Annotated in this window: 20 protein-coding genes, 1 pseudogene, 1 CRISPR repeat array and 1 riboswitch; of the genes and pseudogenes, 4 read left to right on the top strand and 17 right to left on the bottom strand. The window is 29.8% G+C overall.

Going from position 1 to position 25,074, the window contains the following annotated elements; all coding sequences use genetic code 11:
• Positions 1 to 107: 107 nt before the first annotated feature.
• A complete protein-coding gene (locus tag LQK79_RS15945) occupies positions 108 to 1,802 on the bottom strand; it encodes a methyl-accepting chemotaxis protein (RefSeq protein ID WP_231017162.1) in 1,695 nt (564 codons plus the stop codon).
• A 398-nt stretch (positions 1,803 to 2,200) separates the two neighbouring features.
• Here LQK79_RS15945 and LQK79_RS15940 point away from each other — a divergent pair, with 398 nt between their 5' ends.
• The gene (locus LQK79_RS15940) at positions 2,201 to 2,404 is read left to right on the top strand and encodes a cold-shock protein (RefSeq protein WP_053243638.1); all 204 of its coding nucleotides are present in this window, start codon (positions 2,201 to 2,203) and stop codon (positions 2,402 to 2,404) included.
• A 93-nt stretch (positions 2,405 to 2,497) separates the two neighbouring features.
• Here LQK79_RS15940 and LQK79_RS15935 read toward each other — a convergent pair whose 3' ends face one another.
• From LQK79_RS15935 to LQK79_RS15880, 12 genes are all read right to left on the bottom strand, one after another.
• Positions 2,498 to 3,016 (bottom strand): peptidylprolyl isomerase, encoded by a 519-nt coding sequence (locus LQK79_RS15935; protein ID WP_053243637.1) that lies wholly within the window; start codon positions 3,014 to 3,016, stop codon positions 2,498 to 2,500.
• A gap of 202 nt (positions 3,017 to 3,218) precedes the next feature.
• A complete protein-coding gene (gene gabT, locus LQK79_RS15930) occupies positions 3,219 to 4,559 on the bottom strand; it encodes a 4-aminobutyrate--2-oxoglutarate transaminase (RefSeq protein WP_231017161.1) in 1,341 nt (446 codons plus the stop codon).
• 47 nt (positions 4,560 to 4,606) lie between these two features.
• On the bottom strand, positions 4,607 to 5,995 hold the full coding sequence (locus tag LQK79_RS15925) for an APC family permease (RefSeq protein WP_053242528.1): 1,389 nt from the start codon (positions 5,993 to 5,995) through the stop codon (positions 4,607 to 4,609).
• Positions 5,996 to 6,229: 234 nt separating this feature from the next.
• Positions 6,230 to 7,462, bottom strand: coding sequence for a PucR family transcriptional regulator (locus tag LQK79_RS15920; RefSeq protein ID WP_231017160.1), 1,233 nt, complete (start codon positions 7,460 to 7,462; stop codon positions 6,230 to 6,232).
• A 221-nt stretch (positions 7,463 to 7,683) separates the two neighbouring features.
• Positions 7,684 to 9,099, bottom strand: a complete 1,416-nt coding sequence (locus LQK79_RS15915) for an amino acid permease (RefSeq protein WP_231017159.1) — start codon at positions 9,097 to 9,099, stop codon at positions 7,684 to 7,686.
• A gap of 302 nt (positions 9,100 to 9,401) precedes the next feature.
• Positions 9,402 to 10,691 (bottom strand): NCS2 family permease, encoded by a 1,290-nt coding sequence (locus tag LQK79_RS15910; RefSeq protein ID WP_053242530.1) that lies wholly within the window; start codon positions 10,689 to 10,691, stop codon positions 9,402 to 9,404.
• Positions 10,692 to 11,014: 323 nt separating this feature from the next.
• Positions 11,015 to 11,116: riboswitch (purine riboswitch) on the bottom strand.
• A gap of 273 nt (positions 11,117 to 11,389) precedes the next feature.
• On the bottom strand, positions 11,390 to 12,535 hold the full coding sequence (locus tag LQK79_RS15905; protein ID WP_231017158.1) for an ABC transporter permease: 1,146 nt from the start codon (positions 12,533 to 12,535) through the stop codon (positions 11,390 to 11,392).
• Positions 12,536 to 12,537: 2 nt separating this feature from the next.
• Positions 12,538 to 13,647: an ABC transporter permease gene (locus LQK79_RS15900; RefSeq protein ID WP_231017157.1), complete on the bottom strand. Its 1,110-nt coding sequence runs from the start codon at positions 13,645 to 13,647 to the stop codon at positions 12,538 to 12,540.
• Between the two features lie 11 nt (positions 13,648 to 13,658).
• Positions 13,659 to 14,594 carry an ABC transporter ATP-binding protein gene (locus tag LQK79_RS15895; protein WP_053242533.1) on the bottom strand — a complete coding sequence of 312 codons (936 nt, stop codon included), beginning with the start codon at positions 14,592 to 14,594 and terminating at the stop codon, positions 13,659 to 13,661.
• A 115-nt stretch (positions 14,595 to 14,709) separates the two neighbouring features.
• Positions 14,710 to 15,342: a response regulator transcription factor gene (locus LQK79_RS15890; RefSeq protein WP_231017156.1), complete on the bottom strand. Its 633-nt coding sequence runs from the start codon at positions 15,340 to 15,342 to the stop codon at positions 14,710 to 14,712.
• 1 nt (position 15,343) lies between these two features.
• A complete protein-coding gene (locus LQK79_RS15885) occupies positions 15,344 to 16,453 on the bottom strand; it encodes a sensor histidine kinase (protein WP_231017155.1) in 1,110 nt (369 codons plus the stop codon).
• Positions 16,454 to 16,462: 9 nt separating this feature from the next.
• Entirely contained in the window at positions 16,463 to 17,275 is an 813-nt protein-coding gene (locus LQK79_RS15880) for a tetratricopeptide repeat protein (protein ID WP_053242536.1), read from the bottom strand.
• A 175-nt stretch (positions 17,276 to 17,450) separates the two neighbouring features.
• Here LQK79_RS15880 and LQK79_RS15875 point away from each other — a divergent pair.
• Positions 17,451 to 18,836: pseudogene (locus LQK79_RS15875) on the top strand (urease accessory protein UreH domain-containing protein); the annotation flags it as partial.
• 41 nt (positions 18,837 to 18,877) lie between these two features.
• Here the strand turns inward: LQK79_RS15875 and LQK79_RS15870 are convergent.
• From LQK79_RS15870 to LQK79_RS15860, 3 genes are all read right to left on the bottom strand, one after another.
• Positions 18,878 to 19,561: a response regulator transcription factor gene (locus LQK79_RS15870; RefSeq protein ID WP_053242538.1), complete on the bottom strand. Its 684-nt coding sequence runs from the start codon at positions 19,559 to 19,561 to the stop codon at positions 18,878 to 18,880.
• Entirely contained in the window at positions 19,558 to 20,931 is a 1,374-nt protein-coding gene (locus tag LQK79_RS15865; RefSeq protein WP_053242539.1) for a sensor histidine kinase, read from the bottom strand. The genes LQK79_RS15870 and LQK79_RS15865 overlap by 4 nt, the downstream gene beginning before the upstream one ends.
• Before the next feature lie 349 nt (positions 20,932 to 21,280).
• Positions 21,281 to 22,612: an aminotransferase-like domain-containing protein gene (locus LQK79_RS15860; RefSeq protein WP_053242540.1), complete on the bottom strand. Its 1,332-nt coding sequence runs from the start codon at positions 22,610 to 22,612 to the stop codon at positions 21,281 to 21,283.
• Positions 22,613 to 22,725: 113 nt separating this feature from the next.
• On the opposite strand from LQK79_RS15860, the gene LQK79_RS15855 reads away from it, so the two are divergent.
• Together LQK79_RS15855 and LQK79_RS15850 are read left to right on the top strand one after the other, a co-directional pair.
• On the top strand, positions 22,726 to 23,013 hold the full coding sequence (locus LQK79_RS15855; RefSeq protein WP_053242541.1) for a YciI family protein: 288 nt from the start codon (positions 22,726 to 22,728) through the stop codon (positions 23,011 to 23,013).
• Between the two features lie 11 nt (positions 23,014 to 23,024).
• Complete coding sequence (locus tag LQK79_RS15850) at positions 23,025 to 23,957, top strand: GNAT family N-acetyltransferase (protein WP_053242542.1); 933 nt, start codon at positions 23,025 to 23,027, stop codon at positions 23,955 to 23,957.
• A gap of 5 nt (positions 23,958 to 23,962) precedes the next feature.
• On the opposite strand, the gene LQK79_RS15845 is transcribed toward LQK79_RS15850, so the two are convergent.
• Positions 23,963 to 24,364, bottom strand: a complete 402-nt coding sequence (locus LQK79_RS15845) for a hypothetical protein (RefSeq protein WP_231017153.1) — start codon at positions 24,362 to 24,364, stop codon at positions 23,963 to 23,965.
• A 116-nt stretch (positions 24,365 to 24,480) separates the two neighbouring features.
• Positions 24,481 to 24,969: a CRISPR direct-repeat array (repeat unit 30 nt; unit sequence ATTTAAATACATCATATGTTAATGTTCAAC).
• Positions 24,970 to 25,074: the final 105 nt, after the last annotated feature.

Raw genomic sequence — 25,074 nt, 5'->3', positions numbered from 1 at the left:
AGTAACAGTATTTTAGAACATTAAAATACTGTTTACTTCACCTAAACTAAAGTCTTTGAATACTGCACAAAAATAGTTACTTAAATTAGTTCAAACCTCGCATATGATTAGATTTGGAACTTCAACACCATTTCGTTTAACTTTTGAGCAAGTTCTGCTTGACCTTGAGATGTTACTGCTACCTGTTCTATAGCTCTTGCAACTTCTTTTATACTTGATCTTATTTCTTCAGTATTCTCAGATGATTTATACTGATCATTTGCAACATTTTGCATAGATTCACTTACCTGACCTATTGTCTTAGTTAGTTCTTGAGCCATTACCGATATCTCATCAGACATTTTGCTTACAAACTCAGCATCTGAATAATATTTATTTCCAATATAATCAAAAGCTTCGAAGGTTTTATTCACATTGTTGTGCATAAACTTTAATATTTCTTCACTATTTGAAGCAAGATTTTTAAATGCTGCGTGAACTTCCTCAATAGTTTCATTAATTCCATTTACTGATTCAGAAGATTGTTCCGCAAGTTTTCTTACCTCTTCAGCCACAACTGAAAAGCCTTTACCATACTCACCAGCTCTTGCTGCCTCAATTGCTGCATTCAACGCAAGCAAATTTGTCTGCTCCGATATTTGTGCAATAGCATCTGCTAAGTTCTTAATATCATTAACTACTTTTCCATCTTCAATTGATTTTATTATATCTTCTCTCTTTTTTTCATAAATCTCTCTGCTTTCCTGTATTGTTTTTGCTCCTTCATTTTTTATATTTATAGCTCTTTCCTTTGAATCACTAGAACTTTTACTTCCATCCGCAGATCTAGCTGATAACTGATTTACATTTGCATTTATCTCTTCCACTGCAGCACTTATCTCTTGAGAAGCATTACTTGTCTCACTTGCTAAAGAAGCTATGTCATTTACTGAATTATTTATAGTTTCAGCCTTTGATGACAATTCTTCAGAAGTTGCAGAAAGCTCCTCGCTAGCAGCACTCATATCCTGTGAGTTTAACATAATAGTTTTTATTAGATTTCTTACATTTTCCTGAGCTTTATTAAGATCCTTACCTGCTTCGCCAAATTCGTCTTTTCTAGTTACTTTTATAGGAGTTGAAAAATTAAAATCTGCTAGCTGCTTAGCGTATTTCCTTATTTTTTCTAAAGCTATATGTATATCTTTAGCAAGAAATAACCCAAGCACAGTTGCAGCTACCATGCTTATAATAATGATAATGATACAAAAAACAACAGATTTTTCAAATTCAGATTGGCTATTATTATAATCTTTCTTTGCTAGTTTAGTATTTAATTCTATTTCATTATCTAGATTTTCAATTATGCTCGATAAATAATCAGAATTTTTTTCAAACTCAACCTGAGCATCATTGTAATCTTTATTTTTCACATAGTCAACGCACTGAACCTTAGTCGTTTTCCATCCGTCAAAATACTGTTCAAATCCTTCGAATAATTTTTTATTTTCATTTGTAATTAAATTTTGCTTATAATATTTTACTAACTGATTATTTTCTTTTTCAAGCGTATCCATATCTTTAATTAGCTTGTCAACCTGATAACCATTATTAGGATCCATAAGCAAAAGCATATCCACCCTAGCTGTCCCAATATTGTTTTTTAGTGCATTAAGTGCATTGCTTCCACTCATATCCGTGTTGTAGATTCTACCTATATTGGAATTAACTTTTTTAACTTGGACAATTCCAAATCCCCCTACAATACAAGTTAAAACAACAACACACATGAAAGATAATAAAATTTTAAGCATTATTTTCATAACTTAGCCCCCTATTTTATGTATAATTTATCAAAATCAAAATGGAAAGGGCATATAACCTTTCCATTTTGAATGTATTTCTTATGAATTCACTCAAATATATATAATTAATTATATTTTTTAATATTATTAATTATATAATTATATATCGAATATTTAGCAGAAAAATTAAGCTTATTATAACATATTATTACATGTTTTTATATAATATTTGAATTATTGATAAATTTGTATAATAAAATTGTGAAATAGAAAAATTATGTCGTTTACTATTATCGTGTAATAAATATTGGTAGAGTTTTATTATGTATAATTTTATGCTATAATAAAATTGTAATTAGGGCACACAGATGTATAGTTAATATATCAATAATTATGTGTCGTTTTAGGAGGATATAATGAAAACAGGAACAGTTAAATGGTTTAATTCAGAAAAAGGCTATGGTTTTATTGCAGTTGAAGGAGAGAATGACGTATTTGTTCATTACACTGCAATTCAAGGCATGACTGGAAGAAAAAATCTTAATGAAGGCGATAAAGTTCAATTTGATGTTGAAGAAGGCGCAAAAGGACTTCAAGCAGCTAATGTTGTAAAATTATAATTTACATTAATATATAAACCATATACATTAAGATTAAAATAACTTCATGCAGCTAGCATGAAGTTATTTTATTTAAAACATAGCTTACCTAAATTACATTTTTTCAGGTTCAGGATAATCTTTTCCAAAAGTGTCAACAGTTATTTTCTTTATTCTTTGATCTTCATAAGGCTTATCTGAATAATCTCTCTTTACAGAAACTATTTTATCCACTTCCTCTATTCCAGAAATTACTTTTCCAAAAGCAGCATAATCTCCATCAAGATGTGGTGCATCCTCAGCCATTATAAAGAATTGAGAACCTGCTGAATTAGGATATGAAGTTCTTGCCATGGATATAACTCCTTTTTCATGTTTCAAGTCGTTTTTAAAACCATTAGAAGAAAATTCACCTTTTATAGAATAGTCAGGTCCACCCATTCCTGTTCCTTCAGGATCTCCACCTTGAATCATAAATCCAGGAATAACTCTATGAAATATAGTACCATTATAAAATTCTTTATTTATTAAAGAAATAAAATTATTTACAGTGTTAGGTGCCATATCTGGGTATAATTCAACTTCAATTTTACTTTTATCTTCCATTTCAATTGTAACTATTGGATTTTTCATTATTTTACCTCCATTTTATAAATAAAATATATATTTAATTATTATATCAAAATAGGAAATATATATCCATAAAATTATTTTTCTCAAGTTCATTCGTAAATAAAAGTGCTTTCTAAATTTAGAAAGCACTTTTATTTATAAGCTTTGTTTTAAATTAATGCCATAAACTTTATCAATATTCTTTTAAAATACAGTTTATTTATTAAATAGAAGCGTTTATTGCATCATCCAAAGTATTAAGTCCATACTCGAGCTGCTCTTTAGTCATTACAAGAGGTGGTAAGAAACGAATTACATTGCCAAATAATCCGGCATTGAGGAATATTACACCATGCTCAAAACAATATTTAATTACTTTTTTAACTATTTCACCATAAGGTTCTTTTGTATCCCTATCTTTAACGAACTCCAAACCTATCATAGCTCCAAGACCTCTTACATCGCCAATAACATTATACTTTTCTTTCATTTCATTTAATCTCTTCATTATATAATTACCCATCTCAAGAGATTTTGAATTTAAATCTTCTTTTTCTATTTTTTCTATAACCTTAAGTGCAGCCACACAGCCAAGAGGACTTCCACCATAAGTTCCTCCTATACCACCAACGCAAGCCGCATCCATTATTTCTGCTTTTCCTACTACAGCACTTAGTGGTACTCCATTTGCTATAGACTTTGACATAGTTATAAGGTCAGCTTCAACGTCAAAATTCTCATGTGCAAAGGTTTTTCCTGTTCTTGCAAAACCTGCTTGCACTTCATCTACAATAAATACTATATTATTTTCATTGCAGATTTCTTGAAGCGTTTTAAAATATTCTTTTGGTGGAACAACAAACCCTCCTTCACCTTGAACAGGTTCTGCAATAAGGCAAGCAATCATATCAGGTGAAATAACAGTCTTAAGCATAGTTCTAAGCTTCTCTGCACAAGCAATCTGGCAGCTTGGATATTTACAGCCTAATGGACATCTATAACAGTATGCAGCATCAGTTTTATAAGTTTCTGATACAAAAGGACCAAATCCACTTTTATATGGCTTATATTTACTTGTTATTGACATCGTCATATTTGTTCTACCATGAAATGAACCTTGAAGAGAAATAATGCCTTGTTTTTTAGTATATGCTCTGGCTATTTTAATAGCATTTTCAACTGCTTCAGCTCCACTATTTGCAAACATTGCCTTTTTAGAATAATCTCCAGGTGTAATCTCAGTAAGTTTTTCTGCTAAATCTACATATGGTTCATACATATTTACATGAAAACTTGGATGAATATATTTATCAAGCTGTGCTTTTATAGCTTCAACTACTTCTTCATCTTTATGTCCAATATTTTGAACACCTATTGCACCAGCAAAGTCTACAAATACATTTCCATCTACATCTTTTATGAGTGCCCCTTTAGCTTCATCTATAAATACAGGTGTACTGCTGCTAACCCCTTTTGCAACGTACCTTTCTCTTTTTTTAGTGAGCTCCTGAGATTTAGGTCCTGGAACTTGAGTAATAATTTTTGCATTTGACTCTCTTATCATTATAAATACCTCCAGTATTTTAATTTAAATATATCTTAAATTTTTAATTAATTAGCATTTTCAATAAAAATATCTTCTTTGTTGGTTTGAACGTATAAGTTTTTCTTAGCAAACATTTTACTTAATATAACACCTAGTCCAATCCATCCTAGAACTATATAAGGAAATAAGTTTTGTGGAAATTCAGGGACAGGATAAATGCTTGACCACAGCACATATATAAGTGATATAATTCCGAAAACTGGGATCAATAAATTTAACTTGTTCCAAACTTTATTTTTTGTAAAATAAACTATTGCACCAGCACTTGTGAATATATACGATACTAATATTGCAAGTGAACCAATTGTTGCATAATACCCAAATACATCAATACCATCTTTATTAAATAAAGCTGCTTGAGCTATCACATTAACAACAATTATAAATATAAGAGCAAAATAAGGTGTGTTATATTTGTTATGAACTTTTTTCATACTTTTATGCATTAATCCATCTCTACTCATTGAAAATAACATCCTTGCAGCTGCACATACAGCACCAAGAGCACAAGAGAAAAATGAAAGTGATCCAGATAAAATTAAAAGAGTTCCAAAACTTTTAAATGCATATTTACGCGCTAAATCTGAAAGTGGAAGTGTAGACGATGTTATTGCTTTAAGACCTTTTGCATCTAATCCAAAGCCTATGACTTGAGCATAACTTGATAATAAGTAAAAAACTCCAGTTAAAAATACTGCACTTCCTATAGCTATAGGGATGTACTTACGAGGATTTTTTGTTTCTTCTCCTAAACTAGATGCACTTTCAAAGCCTATAAAGGATAAAAATGCAAGCACTGAAGTACCAGCAATAGCCGACGGTTTAACGCCATTTAGTTTAAAAGGAGTAATGCTTAACCCCTTAGTGACACCAACTTTAAATATAATTACAATTGATAAAACTAATATTAGTAAAATTGACATTCCTTCCATAACAAGCATTATTCTTGTACTTATTTTGGCATCTGTAATTCCAAGAAATATCATACCTATAGAAAGAACTATTGATAATGGAAGCCAATCTATTTGTACTCCAAATACAGCTAATAGTTTAGAGGTAAATGCTCCAGCTCCTGCACTGCAACCTGCTGCAAGTGCCATATAAGCAAATAAAAGTGACCAGCCTGATATAAAACCCATTCTTCTGCCCAGTGCTTCTTTTGTAAAAGTATAAAGTGATCCAGCAGTAGATATATATTGATTAAACTTAATGACCGAATAAGCTACAATTCCCACAATAATAGTTGAAATTAAAAAAACAAGTGGGGAAGAAAACTCAGCCGTTTTAGCCATTAATGATATATTAAGTGACATTGATGCTGTAGGTGCTATAATTGCAACTGATAGAGCTACGGTTTCAATTATGCTTAGGTTATCTTTTTTTAACTTTTCCATAATTCACTACCTCCAATTTTACATATATGATTATCAATTTCGCCTTTTGAAATATTATTAATTTTTTTCATTTGTTATTGCCAATATATTATTTTTATTTGTATTTTATTAATGATTTATTAATAATGTTATATATAATTTATCATATTTTAAATTAATTTTATATATTCATTTTGGACAAATATACATACGTAATTTTGTTTCAAAGGAATAAAAAAATGAATCATTTCAACCTCAACTGTTGAAATGATTCATTTTTAAGAACTTTTCTATTTTAAATGAAATATAAAAATCAAATAACTCATTAACATCTTTCAGATCACACTTTGAAATATCTTCAATTCTTTTAATTCTGTATTTCAAAGTATTCTTATGGATAAAAAGCTTTTCAGATGTTCTATTTAAATTTCCTCCTTCATCTATATAAGCTTCAAGGGTTTCTATAAGCTCTGTAGCATTTTTATTGTCATACTCCATTAAATTTTTTAATGAATTTAAATAAAACTTTTCCATCTCACTTTGGTTATTTATCTCGAAAAATAATTTATAAACACCAACATTTTCATAATACCTCACAGCATTTTTAAGTCCATTAGATTTTAAAAGTCTAAGTACTCTATGGGCATCACCGACACTTTTTTTAAAATCCTTAAGCTCATTCCATAATCCACCTATGCCAATATTCACAGTTAATTTATCAATGGCAACATTTATATTTTCAATTATTTCTTCCCCGATTTCTTCAACTGAATTTTCATAAGAATTATTATTACCCTCAGGAACCATCAATATAATAGAACTATCTTCCGTTATTTGAATTGGCTTTTTTCCTCTTTTATTAAGCACACTCATTACTATTTGTTCCACATGTTGTTTAATTTGAAGCATTTTTTCACCATTATGAACTCCATCTCTAATTGTAAGTTCATTAAAGTTTTCAAGATTTATAACAAAGGAATAGTACTTTTCATCTGGGTTGTATCCATACGAAATAGCTCTTTCCAAAATCTCCTCCGTGAAGACTACTCCTCTTAAGATAATATCTTTCATAAAATTATCTCTAGACTGCTGTTCTATCTTATTCATAAAAATTGCTTTACATATACTTTGACTTACATCTATAAACTTCATTTGAAATGGAAATTCAAATATTGGGAATCCAAGTGAATTAGCCAGTTCTATAACTTCCTTTGGTGTTTTTTTAATATACGGTCCAATATTAACTGCAAGTCCAGAAACATTTTTAGAATTTATGTCCCTTACAAAATTTATAAATTTATCTACATCATTTTCAATAGACACTCCAGAAAATAAAATAAGTTCTCCGCCGTTAAGCCATTTTGAATATTCTGGATATTCCATAACATGAACCCATCGAATAATTCTATTTAATCCTTTTTCTCCTGCTACAACTTTCATTTTTTCAAGAGAAGGTAATTTTAACATGTTACCACAAGTTACTACCATGATACAGCCCCCTATCACAGTTTAAATATGATATGCATTACTAAAGATTGACCATTTGAAATTTCGAAATTTATTTGTAAATAATATTCTTAATATTTAAATTATATTTATAATCATCATATTTGTCAATATTTTGTTAACATTTTGTTATTAATAATCAATAAAAATTGATAATTTATTATAATTTATAGCAAAAAAATAGATAAGGCATAAAGTCTTATCTATTTATAATTTTCCTTTAAATTTTCTTCCATTTCTTTAGTTTGATTTTGAAGTACACTATGACGCACTCCATAAGTAAAGTATATTATCAATCCAATGCTCAGCCATATAACAAATCCAAGCCAGGTTATAGGCCTTAATGTTGTAAGCAATGCTATACAAGCTATCAATGTTATTATAGGAGTAAATGGAACCCCTGGGCACTTAAATTTTCTTTCAAAATTAGGCATCGTCTTTCTAAGCACAACAACGGCAAGTGATACAGTTGAAAAACTTAAAAGAGTGCCAACACTTAAGAATTCAACAATAATATCAAGTGGCAAAACTCCAGCTATTATAGCTGCTGTAATACCTGTTAACAAAGTGGCTACATATGGTGTATTATGTTTTGGATGGATTTTTGAAATAACTTTTGGAATAAGTCCATCTCTTGACATAACCATAAACACTCTTATTTGACCATAAAGAACTGCTATCATTGTTGAAATCATACCTAAAATAGCTCCAACACCAACTAATGCTGATCCCCATCTAATTCCTACTCTTGCAAGCGCACCTGGAACTGCATTTTCTGATATTATCTCTTTGTATGGAACCATACCAGTAAGAACAAACGCAACTGATATGTATAATAAGCTTACAACTATAAGACAGATTATAAGTCCTCTTGATACGTCTCTGCTTGGATTTTCAGCTTCTTCTGCTGTAGTTGAAATTGCATCAAACCCTATATAGGAGAAAAATACTGTTGATGCCCCAAGAAAAACTCCTTTAAAACCAAATGGCATAAATGGTTTATAATTTGTAACATTAATATGCGATGCGCCCAATGCTAAAAACAAAAGAATTATAAGTATTTTAATACCTACAATTATATTATTTACACGGGAACTTTCTTTCATTCCATAATATAACATATACGTTAAAGCTAAAGTTATAAGCACAGCTGGTAGATCTAGGATTCCACCTTTACTTGGTGATGTAATAATGCTGTGAGGAAGATTTATTCCCACATTCTTTAATATTCCAATTAAAGTTCCTGACCAACCAGATGCAACAGCGCTACATGCCACTAGATATTCTGCCGTTAAACACCAGCCTATTATCATTGCTACAAATTCTCCAAAGGTTATATATGCATATGAATATGTGCTGCCCGCTACTGGAAACATAGTGGCAAGTTCACAATAACTTAATCCACATAAGCATGCTACTATAGCTGCCAAAACAAATGAAATTATTATGGCTGGTCCTGCCATATGTGCACCTGTACCTGTTGCAACAAATATACCAACACCAACAACTGCACCTATTCCTAAAGCTGCTATATCTTTTGCCTTAAGGCTTTTTATAAGATGTGTCTTTTCTGCACTATTAAGCATGCTTTCTAAAGACTTCTTTCTAAAAATGTTCATGAAAACCCTCCTTCTTATTAATTGCAACGATTAATATTATATCGTGAATTTTAACTATTTAAAAGTTCCATATTGTCCTTCAAAAAACGTTTTCATAAATCAATGTATTAATTTTTGCCCTATAATATTGACATGCTTTTTTAATATAATAAAAATTGACATAGTTCATTATTATTTTTACATATTTTTTTAAATTTCTTCTTTTTTTGTATCCTCTAATAACATTTTTTTACACAAAATATTATTCCCTATTTGATATAAAAAAAACTGCACAAGATTTCTCTTGTGCAGTTTTTTTTACATTAAAGTGCAAACATAATTATAAACAATATTGAGATTACATATAAAGCTTTTGGTATTTCTTTGAATTTACCAGAAAACACCTTAATTACTACATATGATAAAAATCCAAATGCAAGCCCATCTGTAATTGAATAAGTAAGAAGTATAAGTAACAAAGTTATAAATACTGGAAATCCTTCTGTAAAATCAGAAAAATTGACTTTGCCTATAGGTTCCATCATTACTGCTCCAAGTACAATTAAAACAGGCCCAGTTGCAAATGAAGGTATTGCTGTAAAAAGAGGTGATAAAAATAGCGATAGTAAAAAGAGTACTGCTATTGTAAGTCCTGTAAGTCCTGTTCTTCCACCTTCTGCAATTCCAGAAGCTGATTCTACAAACGCAACTGGTGTGGAAGTTCCAAGGCAAGCTCCTAATGTTGAGCCAACAGCATCTGCTGTAAGAACTTTATCCGCATTTTTAACATTTCCATCCTTATCTAAATATCCTGCCTTTGAAGCAAGACCTATAAGAGTTCCAATACTATCAAATATATCTATAAAGAGCATTGTAAGTATTACTGGAATTATACCTATAACCATTGCACTTTTAAAATCAAATTTCATAAATACAGGTGCAACTGATGGAATAGGTGCAAAAATTGTACTTGGCGCTTTTGCAATTCCAAATATTATACCTACTATGTATATTACAAGCATACCAATTACAAAAGAACCTTTTATATTTCTGTTGTATAAAACGGCTATAAATAAAACACCTAAAACTGCAAGTAACACTGCTGGAGTTTTTAAATTTGCTAGTGTAACTAAAGTTCCCTCTGATTTTACTATAATTCCTGCGTCTTGAAGACCTATAAATGCTATAAAAAATCCTATGCCAATACTAATTGCATACTTAAGCGTCTGAGGAACACTATCGATTATAAATTGCCTAACTTTAAAAACATTTAATACTAAGAATATAAGACCTTCAATTAAAGAAGCTGCAAGAGCTGTCTGCCATGAAAATTTAAGAGTAATACATATTGTATAAGTGAATAGTGCATTAAGTCCCATTCCTGGAGCCATTCCAAAAGGATAATTTGCTACAAATGCCATTATTATAGTTCCTATAAATGATGCAAGAGCTGTAGCTGTAAAAACAGCTTTTATTGGCATACCAGTTTTACTTAAGATTTGAGGATTAACTACGAGTATATATGCCATTGTCATAAAAGTAGTAAATCCAGCTAAAATTTCTGTCTTGACATTTGTGTTGTTTTTTGACAAGTGAAAAATTTTTTCTAACATAAGTACCTCCCAGATTTATTTTAATATTTTATTATGAAAAAAATATTATGTCCGTTTTGTCTTGTAGTGTTTATTCATAGCAAAACTATGCAAAATACAATTTATATATACTTTTAGTTAAACTGTTAACATATACAAATTTAGTTTGCCTATTTTACTATTTAATATAAGATATTTTTGCAGTGCTTTAATAAACATCCATTTTAATAGACATTTTACCTACAGCTTTTATTGTGCTTAAACCTATTTTGTCATAAAATACGAACAATAAGCCTAAAAAACAAAATAAACTCCATAATAATTTATGGAGTTTATAAATACACAAAATATCTATAAACACCCATAGTCAGACAATTTACGGTAGTCCGGTAGAAACTCTTAGACCATATTTCTAAGGATATACGGGTATATTAAATTTATTCATTATTCGTGTCGTCCTTAGTACATATTACAACAATTTAATAATTAAATCAAGCTACTTTTAAACTTTTTATAAATTAATTATGAACCAATTGTGGTATATATAATATGCTTAATTATTAATCTGTAGGAGGTTGTTAAAAAGTTATTCTATAGATTTTACTATATCGTACATGAAGCCTCATGAGCGGCTCGTAAAAAAGAATATCTATATTTTTTACAAGCTCCTACACGTGCATTAATGACATAAATTTTTATCCATATTTTTCAACATAGCTTCATTCAAAACTCTTTACATTTTGGTCTCTGCTAAATCCGTAAGCAGCAATTATAAAGAATGTAACTGCAAAAACAAGTATTACAAGAATGTACGTATATATGCTTGAAAAACTGCTTCCACCTTGAAGTTTTTGAATAGCATCAATTGCCCACCTTTGAGGTAAAAAATATGATATTTTTTGCACCGATTCTGGCATAATATCAGTAGATATAAAGCAACCGCTCATCATACAACTTGGTGTTACTATTAAATTAATAGCATAAGTTGCTCCGTTAGAAGTTTTAGAAAACGCCACAATCAATATTCCAAGTCCAACAGCTGAAATTGCAAAACAAACTAGTATAATAAATAGCTGCCAAAATCCAACATCTGTATTGATTTTAAATAGTCCTATCATTATTGCAAGCGCTGCAAAAATTTGAATAGCAGCAACAACTAAACCAGTTAATATATTAGCTAATACATACGCCTTTGAGCTAACAGCTGAGGATTGAATTCTAAGATATACCCTGTTTTTCTTTTCCTTTAAAATAAACCCAGCTGAAATGCTTGCATTCATCATTATAATCATTATGAAAAATCCTATGCTCTTTGAAGTAATTTCCTTATCTGATGCCTTATTTTTTAATTTTTGTATATTAAGTGATATAGCTTTTACTTTAGTATTTTTATACATATTATTAAATATAATTTTATTATTACCTGATGCTTTCCAGGTATCCACTATATTATTCAAATAAATATTAGAATAATTATCTACCCATGCCGTAGCAGTTGCACCCTTTAAGGATTGAACCCTAAGTTTTTTTGTATTATTATCATACACACTTTTTTCAAAACCCTTAGGAATTATAATAACAGAATCTATGTCTCCGGATGTAATTTTACTTTTTACATCGTCTTTATTGATTGCTGCAATTTTAAAATTATCCTGACCCTTAATATTTTCAATAAAGTCCTTAGACAAAATACTTCTATCATTATCTAAAATCCCAACATCTATGGGGTTATTATTACCTGTAGTACTTACCATCATAGCAAACAAAATAGAGAATATCGGAAGCATTATGATAGCTATTGTTTTGCTTTTTTTGCTAAAGTTTATTTTTAGAGTATTAAGCATAAGCCATAATATATTTTTCATGTTTAAAACACTCTCCTTTCGTAAAAAATTGATGTTATTATAATAAACATTATGCATACCACGCTGCATATTCCTATTGCTCTAAAAGCCATAACAAAGTTATTTTCGTAGATAACATTAAATACCGCATCATTTATTAATTTTATTGGCGATATATTAGCCACCATCTGAAAGGTTTTCCCCATATACTTCACTGGAAAATATGATCCTCCTAAAAAACCAATCACCATACTTACTGCTACAAATTGAGTATTAATTTCATCATAATTCTTATCCATAAGCCCTATACTAATGCCTATGCTAATAGCCACCGCAGCTTCAGCTAAAACTATTAGAAACACAGCTAGAATATGCTCTCCAAAGTACGCTTTAAATACAAATTTACTAAATAAAATTAATATAAGTATCTGCATTGCAGAAAATACAATGTCTCCTAAAATTTTCCCGCAAATCACATCACTATTCCTCACAGGAGAACATATAATTCTATTTGTTATTTGCTTACGCTTAGACATTGTAGTAAATCCATTAAGCAAAGAAAACATCATTATATAGGTGAGCATAGTTACAGCATAATAATCCATTGAGCCTGGAGCTCCTTTTCCATTAATTGAAATATCATTTACTAAACTCATATTTATGCTCTTTAAATTTATATTGCCTAATGCCTTTGGATTTACTGACGCTATTTTAAAAATTGCATTATATCTTTGAATAAAAGTTTTCATCAAAGACTCAACAAGGCTGGTTTTAAATTCATCCTTGTCGCTTTTATACATATTAATTTCACTATTTTTTATTTCAATAAAGCATGTATATTTTCCATCTTCAACTTTTTTAATTCCACTTTCTTTTTTCTCTTCGTAAAACTTCATACCAAGCTTAATACCTTGCCTTTTAATTTCATTAAACTCATTATTCATATCTTTATTTTCAGCACTATAATATCCAATTTTTACATCTTTAAAATTTTTAGATTTATTCATAGTTCCATTTAAAATTATTCCAAATACAAATATAAGAACTATTGGAAATAATATTTGCATAAAAAATACCGTCTTATTTTTGAAAGTAAGTTTTATAGTGTTAATAGTAATTGAAAGCATCTTCATTTTTTTCACCCCTAATCCCTTAATTTTCTTCCTGTAAGAGTTAAAAATACCGTCTCAAGATCAGGAGTTTTTATTTCAAGATTTTTTATATGCACACCTTTTTTAGTAAAATACAAAATTATTTTATCTAAATTATTTACGTCTGTTGAGCTACTTATGGTTGCTGAATTTTCATTTAATTCTACGCCTATAACCCCACTAATCTCTTTAACTTCATCTTCATTTATATTTTCAATTGCAGTGCAAGCTATACATGTGGTGTTTACATTGGTAATACTGCTTTTAAGCTCTTCCTTAGTTCCTTCTATTATTAATTTTCCATGATCAATTATTCCTATCTTAGTGCATATAGCTTCTATTTCCTCCATGTAATGACTTGTGTATATAATTGTACTTCCCATTTCATTTAGCTTTTTTACGGATTCAAGTATATGATTTCTTGACTGCGGATCAATTCCAACTGTAGGCTCATCCATTATGATAAGTTTTGGTTTATGTGCAATAGCGCACGCAATGTTAAGCCTTCTCTTCATTCCTCCTGAAAATTCTTTTGGATAATTTTTAACTCTATCAGAAAGTCCAACAAATTCTAATGCTTCTTCCACTCTTGCCTTAAGTTCCTTTCCACGAAATCCATATAGTCCTGCAAAAAACTTAACATTATCATATGCCGTAAGCTCCTCATATATAGCAATATCCTGTGGAACTATTCCTATATTGCTTTTAACAAACAGCTTGTTTTTATCTATACTTTTATCCATTACACTAATATCTCCACTATCTCCTCTAATAAGCCCGCAAAGTATATTTATTGTAGTGCTTTTACCTGCTCCATTTGGTCCTAAGAGTCCATACACTTCCCCCTCTTCAATTTCAAGTGAAATATTATCTACTGCTGCTATATCATTAAATTTTTTTACCAGATCTTTAATTTTAACTATTTTCATAATAACCTCCAAATTTCTAACTATATGTATATTATAAAAAAAAGGCTAAACTTATAATAGTACATAAGTTCACCTTTTCTGTATGAAGATTTTCACTTTATAAACATGAGGAACTTCATATTGATCCGTTATTTAAATAATATATTGCAATTTGAGTTCTATGCTGAAGCCCAGTTTTATTTAGTATTGATGTTATATAGTTTGCAACAGTACCTTCAGATATGAAAAGTTCTTTTGAAATTTCTCTATTTGAAAGTCCCCTTGATATGCTCCCTATTATTTGAAACTCTCTTTCTGAAAATAAGCTTTTGTCAATTTTACCTACATTAGAGGCTTTTAAGCTTTCCTTCAGCCTATCAAGCACAACATTTTCAATAACTGCATTTCCTCCATAAACCATTTTTATAGCATTTTTAATTTTTTCAGGAGGATTGCTTTTCAAAAGATATCCTTTAGCTCCGTACTTTATTGCATCATTTATGAACTCATCGTCATCAAAGGTTGTTAATATTAGCACCTTAGTTTTTGATTTCTCACATATTTCGCGAGTTGCCTCAACACCATTTTTTATTGGCATCCTAACATCCAAAAGAGCAACATCAACCTCATTACTTTGGCAAAATTCTACAGCCTTCTGACCATTTTCTACTGCACCTATTATCTCAAAACTTTCATCCATACCAAGGACCATTTTGAAACCCTCTCTTACAATAGCATCATCATCTGCTATTAAAAGTCTTATTGACATGTTATCCCTCCTCAAGTGGAAGTATAATTATTACTGAAAAACCTTTAGAGCCATCAACAATTACCTTGCCATGAAGTTTGCTGCACCTTTCTTCCATACCCATTATGCCAAGGCTCTTTTTAATACTCTTAGCTCCAACTCCATTGTCCTTTATTTCAACTTTAACAAATTTGCTAAGTACATCTATTTTAACCGTCACCTGCGCAGCCTTTGAGTATTTGAGAACATTTGTTAGTGCTTCCTCTAAATTATCATATATAACCTTCCATTGTATATGAGTTATTTTATTCATCATTCCAATATAAACCAAATTTGAGCTTATGCCATTATCTACTGAAAATTCATCTAGTGCAATCTTTATTTTGTTAATACCCATTTGTTCTGAAGGTGGTTTTATATTTTTAAGCGATAATCTTATGTTCTCATTACTGCTTCTTAATATTTCGGTAACCTTATTAATTATGTCCTCTGATTTTTTAACATCCTTGTATAAAAAAAGTTTTGAAGCTTCTAATTGTATCAAGCTTCCCGCTATGGTATGTCCTAGTTTATCATGTATCTCCTGAGCAATTTTATTTCTTTCTTCAAGTTTAGACATATATTTTATTTGACGCTCATATTCATAATTTTTATCTAGTCTTGATGAAAGATTATAAATTTTTTCTCTCATTCTGTCATTTTCTTTTACAACTGTACTCATTTTTATATAATAACTATTTGAAAGTGCATATATAACGCAGCTAAAAAACGTAAAGATCATATATTCTGCTCTCACTGAAGAGCTTATGGAAAGCAAAACAAGCATTAATTCACAAGCACTTATAATAATATTGTGTTTAAACCCCAAATTTAATTCTAATATATTTAATGCTATTGGAAAAATAAATATTGGGCTAAAAAGATTTACTGCAATTCCCATATCCATTATAGATAAAATTAATATTATTCTTCTCACACTTATCCTCTTTACAAGATGTATAAGTGTATTAATACAAATATATATAAGTATAATTAGCACAAGTTCGTATACACTTTTTATTTTATCACTATAATACTGATATGTGCAGTAAATTAGCACAGCTATCTTAGTTAAATCTACCCATACATCCATGATACGCCTTTACTCATTCTGAGTTAACTTTTCAACTTGCTTTATCTTTTCTTCAATTTCTTCTTTTTGTATAAGGCTTATAAATGAAAATTTACAATTTGCAGCCTTTTTCAAATTATCTAACGCATTTTCATAATCCTTTTTCTCAATAAGTACAAGTGCATAATAATAATATGCTGTTACAAAATCTGGATTCATTTTCATCAATTTTTCATAAATCTCAGCTGATTTTTCATGATTGCCTTTTAAATAATAGCTAAGAGCTAAATTATCCAAAATTCCTGCATCTGAATCACTATATTCGTATGCTTCTTCGTTAAATGAAATTGCCTTATCATAATCCCCCTTAAGTATAAGAAAGTATCCTAAATTTTCATATACAGCAGTTGTCTTATATTTTTCATATACCTTAAAAACCATTTCAACTGCCTCATCAATTTTTCCTTTTTTCCATAAAACAATTCCATATGTAGATACATATCTTATTTCATCTTGAACTCCCATTTTTGTACCTTTATATTTTTGTAAAACTTCTTCTGCTTCATCTACATACCCATTCTTTATAGCAATATAGCTATATGCGATTTTAACTTTAATAGAAGCAAATATATTATTTGCTGCCATTTTATAATACTTAATCGCTCTATCCATTTGCCCTGCTCCATAAGCTGAATTTCCAAGAAACATAAATACTATTGGAAGTCCAATTGCAATTATAAATGCACCTATAATTACTATTCCAAGAAGCCTATTTATAAAAATAAAAACTAATACTCCAATGGCAATAGCAAAAACGTTTGTTAAAAGTTTATTATTTAACATAAAAGTCCACCCCTATAAAATATTCTGCTTTTTTCCTTGATTACATACTTTAATTATATACTTTACCCCCTATGCAATAAACCTCTTAACAGAAAGTTAACATTTAAGTTCCTACATAATATCTCCACAATTAATAGCTATAATAATGGCAACTTAGTTTAGAGGGGAGTTATCAATTATTATGGTAAAAAAAAGATTTAAAGTTTATGGTATGACATGTACCTCCTGTCAAAATAAGGTTGAAACAGCTTTAAAAAACTTAAAAGGCGTCAAAAATGCTTCAGCAAATTTTAAAGAACAAAGTGCAACTATTGAATTTAATCCAGATCTATGTACTTCTAAAGATATAATAAATGCAGTAAGCAAAGCTGGTTACAGTACTAAAGATTCCTCAAAATTAAAAGTCATTGGAATAGTTATAATAGCTGCAGCCGTAATACTCTTAAGCACTTCAACTTCTACAGGCTTCAATATTAATTCAAAATTAAATGGAGCAAGTTATTTCATGCTTTTTATAGTAGGAATTTTAACATCAATACACTGCGTTGGTATGTGCGGTGGAATAATGCTTTCACAAAGTAGCTACTCTGAAGGTCCAAGCAAACTTAATTCTATTAAACCAGCACTTTTGTATAACTTAGGGCGTGTTATTTCTTATACCCTTCTTGGAGGAATTGTTGGTGCAATCGGTTCTGTTTTTTCTCTTTCTATAACTATGAGAGCAATGCTTCAAATATTAGCTGGAATATTTATGATAATAATGGGTTTAAATATGACTGGCTTTAGCTTGTTCAGAAGATTTAATATTAAACTTCCATGGTCTTTCTGTTCACTGAAGAAAAAACCTAAAGCCCCACTTTTTATTGGAATTTTAAATGGCTTAATGCCTTGTGGTCCTCTTCAAACAATGCAGCTATATGCTCTTGGAACTGGAAGTCCTATAAAAGGTGCATTATCTATGTTTTTATTTTCCTTAGGAACAATACCTTTAATGTTAGGTTTTGGAGCCATATCTGGTATTCTAAGCAAAGGCTATACAAAAACTGTATTAAAATTCAGCGGAATTGTTGTTGTTGTATTAGGACTAATTATGGGAAGCAGAGGACTTAATTTATATGGAGTTTCATTTTCACCATTTTCTCCTAACAATTCTGGAAAAACTTTTGCAAGTTCAAAGAACAGTTCTGGATCTGAAGCTAATATAAATAAACCTACGATAGAAAATGGAGTGCAAATAATAAAAATGACTGCGAACTCATCTGGTTATTCTCAAAATGTATTTTATGTTCAAAAAAACATGCCTGTAAAATGGATAGTATCAGGAAAAGAACTAACCTCCTGCAACTACGAACTAATAGTGCCCTCTCTCAATATTCAAAAAGAATTAACCTCAGGAGACAATGTAATAAGCTTTACTCCTAAGGATGAAGATATAAATTTCACCTGTGGAATGGGCATGTTAAATGGCGTAATAAAAGTAGTAGATAACATAAATTCAGCTGATACATCGAAAGCAGCTAAAGAAATACCACCAGCTACATCACCAAGTTGCTGCACCGGAAAAATTCCCTCAAATTAAAAAAGGTGAAATCTTCACCTTTTTTAATTTCTATCATCAAATTTATAGCCAACTTTAGTAACTGTAACTATATATTTAGGTATTCTGCTGTCTTCTTCTATCTTTTTACGTATATTTTTAATGTGAACATCTACGGTTCTATCTGACCCTTCAAAATCTATGCCAAAGACTTTCTCAATAAGTTGTTCTCTGGATAAAACTCTTCCTCTATTCAACGCAAGTGCATAAAGTATATCAAACTCATTTGGAGTTAAAGTTACATCCTTGCCCCTTACCTTGACATTTCTTGTATCTTTATTTATTTCAAGTTTACCATTATCAAAGATAAGAGTATTTTCCTTTTCACCACCCACTCTCCTAAAAAGCGCATTTACTCTAGCAGTAAGTTCTCTCGGACTGAAAGGCTTTGTAAGGTATTCATCTGCTCCAATATTTAATCCTCCGATTTTATCGTTTAAAGAAACCTTAGCAGTAAGCATAAATATATACACATCTGAACTTCTCCTGATTACTTTACAAACCTCCTCTCCATCAATATCTGGAAGCATGAGGTCAAGTATAATCAATTTGAAATCTATTTTATTAAATAATTCTATTCCGCTAAGTCCATCTTCAGCACAATAAACCGTATAGCCTTCTCTTTCAAGATAAGCCTTTATAATCTCTGACACATGCTTTTCATCTTCAATTACAAGTATATTTTTCATTTACCCACTTCCTTAAAACTTAAAATAAATTCTGCACCTTTTCCCTCTTCGCTAGAAACACTTATATTCGCAGAATGCAATAAAAGTATCCTTTTAACAATAGTAAGTCCTATTCCATTTCCTTCTACCTTATGTCTACTTTTATCACCTCTATATAACCTTTCAAAAATATTTGGCAAATCCTCTTCTTTTATGCCAATACCGTTATCCTTAATCTTAGCTAATATTTTACCTTTATCCTTATATAGGCTTACCCATATCTTCCCGTTTATATCTGTAAATTTAATTGCATTTGATATTATATTTATAAAAACCTCTTTAAGTTTATTGTAGTCTCCCATAACCTTAAATTCTTCATTCTTTTCTACATCTAACATAAAATCTATATTTTTACTTTTAAGTTCAATATAAAATTCACTACAAACGGATAATATAATTTCATCTAGCGAAATCACCTTCATATTAAGCTTAACTTTTTCATCTTCAAAGTCATTCAATGTACTTAAATTATCAAGCAATTTCCCAAATCTTATAACTTCATTATTTAAGTAGTTAAGTCTATTTTCATCGACAGGAAATATGCCATCTATCATTGCTTCCAAGTTATTTTGAAGTACATTTAAAGGCGTTCTTATTTCATGAGATATATCTGATACTAATCTTCTCCTTAACTCATCTTCTTTCTTAAGCTTTGCACCAAGAGTATTTATACTTTCAGTTAAATTACTAAGTTCAACTATGTTACTTTTTATATTAGAATTAGCAGAATAATTTCCATTTGATAGCTCAACTGAAATATCTGAAACTGATTTAATAGGAGCAGAAAATTGTTTTGAAATAATAATACTTATAACAATGGCTGCCAGCGCAGTTACAATAACGCTAATAACAATATTTTTATTTATTTCTAGCTTAAAATCAATATCCTGCTTTGATAAAATAACCGATGAATATTGACCTATAGTAATATACCCAACAATCTTGCCATTATTTTTTATTGGAAATGTATTTGATATATACACTCCACTATTTTGAGATTTCATCATCATATTACTCATATTTTGCTTTATAGTCGATGGGTTCATTCCCCAAATAGCATGTTTATTTTCATCTAAAAGTGTAAGACAATAATTACCCATATAAGCCTCATGCATAAGTTCTTCTCCAGAGGTTTGCTGCCATCCTTTATCTTTCTTATAGATTTGCTCAAAATACTGTACAATTCTATTATTTCTCTGCTTTTGGATGTCTGACATATATTTATTAAAAGTATTGTTAACCGCCAAATTTACAAATAAAGCACACAATATAATTGCAAATATAGAGCACGCTATAATTATTATACTTAATCTTTTTCTTATACTTTGCATGAAACCACCTCCAAAAATATATACATTTTATCATTTTACTGTAAAGATTATGTGTAGAGAAATAAACATTTCCTGAGAAATATTGATGATAAGCATATTCTGTTGAAAATAAAGCTCTAATATTTTATAATTATACTTATCTTGCTTAATTCTTTTTAAAGGCGTGATTTTATTGAAAAAAAGTAAAACCTATTATATATCGCTCCTTCTATGCTTTGGAGGAATATTTTTCTTAATGGCTTCAATTGCTTCAAAAAAGAAACTGACTAATTATAATACACTTTATTTTATATCTACAGGTTTTTTTCTTTCAGCTGGCTTGTTAAGCTATAAAAATAAACCGAGATAGCTATACAGACTGTAATATTTTGAAAAGCTTCTTAATACCAATTTTTATATCGTTCTCTTTGCAGCTTGCAACACTTATGTTTAAAATTTCACTATTAAAATAAGCCTTTAAATATTGCCCCTCCATATTATTTATCAATATATTTGCCTTGCTGCATTGATTGATTAAATACAGCATATTAACAGGCTTCAAGAACTCAAAGCACCCGTAAAACCCCGTATCTGGTATATGAAGCCTAGCACTTGAAAGCTCATTTTTTAGTGCTTCCTTTTTTAATGTCTCCATTCTCTCTTCATATATTTTTCTTACTCTCTTTTTATTTGCCTTAAACATACCGTTTTTAATGTAAATTTCAAGAGCACCCTGCGACAAAACTGCCGTATTTAAATCCATCCACCTTTTGTATTCCATAAATGTATTCCTAAGCATCTTAGGTAATACTACTGCTGCAATTCTAAGTCCTGGAAGAAATATTTTAGAAAAGCTTTTTACATACACCATTCTACCTGAAGTATCCATATAGTATATTGGATATTCATTATTTCTAAGCTCTAAATCTCCAAGGTAATCATCTTCAATTATATACACATCGTACTTTTTAGCTAAACTTAAAATATGCTTTTTTTCTTCATTTGAGTAGCTTAACCCAAGTGGATTACTAAATCTAGGAATTGTATAAAAGCACTTTATGTTTCCAAAAGCAAACTTCCTTTCAAGCTCATCAAAATCTATTCCCTTGAAGCTTCTTTCTATTCCAATTACAGGAACATCATTTATTTCAAGGGCTTTTAAGGCACCTCTGTATGTTGGCTGCTCTACAAGCACATTTTTCTTTCCATTAGGAAAAGGCATGGTGCAAAGTATATTTATTGCCTGTTGTGAACCTGATGTTATAAATATCTGCTCTTCTTTGCAAAAAATCTGGTATTCCTCAAAATGTTTTTTTAGTGTACAGCAAAGTTCACTAAGTCCCTTTGGAGAAGAATAATTAAAAAGAGCAACCTTATAGGTTTCTATAGCTTGATTTATACAATACTGAAAATCCTCATAGCAAAGTATACTTTCGTCTGGCGCTCCGGAAGAAAAATTAATTACCTTGTTAACTTCTCCCTTATAGGTTTCTTTTTTATCTACAAGATAGTACCCACTTTGTGGTATTGAATATATAATGTGTGAGCTTTGAAGTTTTTCATAAGCGTGTACAACCGTTTGTTTGCTGCATTCAAATTTCTCTGAAAGCTCTCTTATAGTTGGAAGTTTTTCTCCACATTTAATACACCCCTTTGATATTTCATTGTTTATATATTCAACTATATTATTGTATTTACTCATATACCTTACTCCTTTTGTACTAGTACAATGTATATTTTTCATTGTTGAATTAGGTTTTTATGTACTTTACACTATAAGTGTACCATAAATTTATCATAAAGGGGAGACAATCAATGTTTGTAATAATTTTAAAATATAAAAAATCAATCGAAGAGGTTATAAAAAATTTAGATGCGCATATAACATTTCTTAACAAATACTATGCTCAAAATAAATTTATATGTTCTGGAAGGCAGGAACCAAGAACCGGCGGCATAATAATATGCAAAGCCAAAGATAAATCCGAAGTAAACTCAATGATCTTGGAAGATCCTTTTTATAAAAATGGCATAGCTGAATATGAAATAATAAAATTTATACCAACTAATTATGCAAAAGGATTTGAAAAATTTATAGATTAGGAGGCTTTAAAATGTTAAGAAGTATGAAATTTGAAGATATTGAACAAGTAAAAGAAATAGACAAATTATGCTTTAAAACGGAAACAAAGAGAAACTCTTATGGAATCGAGGGTTACATTGAAGCAAGCAATAATGCTAGTATTGTTTATGAATTAGATAATAGGGTTGTTGGATATAATTTCATACACCTTTGGGGTTCTTTTGCCTGGTTTGGTCCATTTGGGGTTCATCCAGAATATCAAGGAAATGGCATTGGAAAAGCTTTAATAAATCACACAATAAAAATCCTAAAGGAAGATTACAAAGTATCCACCATAGGACTTAACACTATGCCAGAATCAAGCTATAATGTTGGCTTTTATATGAATATGGGATTTAGTCCACTTAAGCTAACTCTAAGTTTAAAAAAAGATATAAATTCCTTAGACTTCCTTCCTACTTCTGATAATTACAACGTAAAGGAGTTAAAGCTAAACAGCGAAAATGACTATTTAAGTTTAGAAAATGAGTTAAAGAGTTTATCGTGTAAAATATCTAAGAACTTTGATTTAACTTCTGAGCTTTATCTTATAAAAAATAAGGGCTTCGGTACTGTTTTTGAATTAAAAAATAATAACCGTACCTGTGGAATTGCAATATGCTACACAAAATCTATAAGAGAAAGCTCCACTAAAGACCTTCAAATAAAATTGGCTGTAATCGACAGCAGTGTTAATTACAAAAATGCACTTAACTCAATTATAGATGCCTGCACAAACTATGCCAAGAGTATTAGCTATGAAAGCATATCCATAGACTGTAATACTTATAACACTGAAATATGCAATTACTTAATTTCAAAACATAATTTTAAAATACAGCGCTGCTTTGTCATGCTGCTCATGGGAAAGGAAAATCCTTTTAAAAGCAAAAACGCGCTGCTGCTTACAAGATTGGCTGGGTAAGTTTTTTATGATTCTTCTTCTACTGTCCATTCTTCCTTCCATTTCATTATTTTGCTTATTTCCTTAGAATGGATATCTAAAAAACTTGTTGCAAACCTATCGCAATCCTCCAAAAGAGCATGCAGTGAGTAAAGCTGTTTGCTCTCTTTGTCATCTCCATCATCATTTTCTGAAAATATAAACACACTCACCCTATTTTTAGGTTGATAAAACAAGCCTTCTATTTTTCCTAATAAAATAAATATAAAGCTCGTAAAAACTTCACTATACCTAAACATACTTTTTAAAACATCGGTTCTAGTTTCATATATCACAATGCAATTTGGTCTATAGTTATTGCCTAATAATTTAATTATCTTTTGAATCTGTTTATTTGTAAAATAGTTTTGTGGATTAATTATATTCATATTGGATTGCCTTTCATATTTAGTCCTTGAAGTCATATGCACTCTCGCGCAAACTCTTATTTATTTTATTAAGGTTCAACTGTCTACTATCTCCAGTAAGTATAGCAATATGGTCAATTTAAATACATCATATGTTAATGTTCAACCAGCTTTTTCATCATATTCAACGCCACGTGGCAGATATTTAAATACATCATATGTTAATGTTCAACTTATTAAATAAAAATAATAAATATAATATTTTAGATTTAAATACATCATATGTTAATGTTCAACTTGTCAAAAGTTATGTCCTAAATAGTTCTAGTGACCGATTTAAATACATCATATGTTAATGTTCAACTAATATAAGTATAGTAAGGAAAGGGGATATGAAAGAATTTAAATACATCATATGTTAATGTTCAACAAGCCAACTTCAAACATATATAAGCGATTATGGGTAATTTAAATACATCATATGTTAATGTTCAACACTGTGACATCTTGTCATATGCCGTATGTATGCCTATTTAAATACATCATATGTTAATGTTCAACAGATTTGGGACAAAAGGCTTATGACACTGGTGCTTATTTAAATACATCATATGTTAATGTTCAACAATATTGATAGATAATATAATAAAGGAGGGGATTGTCAAGAAAAATGTGTAAGTTATATTAATAATATTCATCTGGTAGGATTTCCTACCAGTATTTTTTTATCT

The organism is Clostridium guangxiense, from assembly GCF_021043395.1.
In the GTDB taxonomy this organism is placed as follows: Bacteria; Bacillota; Clostridia; order Clostridiales; family Clostridiaceae; genus Clostridium_S; species Clostridium_S guangxiense.
Note: the sequence above shows the minus strand (reverse complement) of the source record. Positions and strands in the feature narration are given on the sequence as shown.

Coding starts and splice junctions, on each gene's coding strand:
- LQK79_RS15850 (WP_053242542.1), top strand. CDS start 23,025: ATGTTAAGAAGTATGAAATTTGAAGATATTGAACAAGTAAAAGAAATA.
- LQK79_RS15935 (WP_053243637.1), bottom strand. CDS start 3,016: ATGAAAAATCCAATAGTTACAATTGAAATGGAAGATAAAAGTAAAATT.
- LQK79_RS15945 (WP_231017162.1), bottom strand. CDS start 1,802: ATGAAAATAATGCTTAAAATTTTATTATCTTTCATGTGTGTTGTTGTT.
- LQK79_RS15920 (WP_231017160.1), bottom strand. CDS start 7,462: ATGGTAGTAACTTGTGGTAACATGTTAAAATTACCTTCTCTTGAAAAA.
- LQK79_RS15910 (WP_053242530.1), bottom strand. CDS start 10,691: ATGTTAGAAAAAATTTTTCACTTGTCAAAAAACAACACAAATGTCAAG.
- LQK79_RS15895 (WP_053242533.1), bottom strand. CDS start 14,594: ATGAAAATAGTTAAAATTAAAGATCTGGTAAAAAAATTTAATGATATA.
- gabT (WP_231017161.1), bottom strand. CDS start 4,559: ATGATAAGAGAGTCAAATGCAAAAATTATTACTCAAGTTCCAGGACCT.
- LQK79_RS15885 (WP_231017155.1), bottom strand. CDS start 16,453: ATGGATGTATGGGTAGATTTAACTAAGATAGCTGTGCTAATTTACTGC.
- LQK79_RS15845 (WP_231017153.1), bottom strand. CDS start 24,364: ATGAATATAATTAATCCACAAAACTATTTTACAAATAAACAGATTCAA.
- LQK79_RS15870 (WP_053242538.1), bottom strand. CDS start 19,561: ATGAAAAATATACTTGTAATTGAAGATGAAAAGCATGTGTCAGAGATT.
- LQK79_RS15925 (WP_053242528.1), bottom strand. CDS start 5,995: ATGGAAAAGTTAAAAAAAGATAACCTAAGCATAATTGAAACCGTAGCT.
- LQK79_RS15940 (WP_053243638.1), top strand. CDS start 2,201: ATGAAAACAGGAACAGTTAAATGGTTTAATTCAGAAAAAGGCTATGGT.
- LQK79_RS15890 (WP_231017156.1), bottom strand. CDS start 15,342: ATGTCAATAAGACTTTTAATAGCAGATGATGATGCTATTGTAAGAGAG.
- LQK79_RS15855 (WP_053242541.1), top strand. CDS start 22,726: ATGTTTGTAATAATTTTAAAATATAAAAAATCAATCGAAGAGGTTATA.
- LQK79_RS15880 (WP_053242536.1), bottom strand. CDS start 17,275: ATGTTAAATAATAAACTTTTAACAAACGTTTTTGCTATTGCCATTGGA.
- LQK79_RS15860 (WP_053242540.1), bottom strand. CDS start 22,612: ATGAGTAAATACAATAATATAGTTGAATATATAAACAATGAAATATCA.
- LQK79_RS15915 (WP_231017159.1), bottom strand. CDS start 9,099: ATGAACATTTTTAGAAAGAAGTCTTTAGAAAGCATGCTTAATAGTGCA.
- LQK79_RS15865 (WP_053242539.1), bottom strand. CDS start 20,931: ATGCAAAGTATAAGAAAAAGATTAAGTATAATAATTATAGCGTGCTCT.
- LQK79_RS15900 (WP_231017157.1), bottom strand. CDS start 13,647: ATGAAGATGCTTTCAATTACTATTAACACTATAAAACTTACTTTCAAA.
- LQK79_RS15905 (WP_231017158.1), bottom strand. CDS start 12,535: ATGAAAAATATATTATGGCTTATGCTTAATACTCTAAAAATAAACTTT.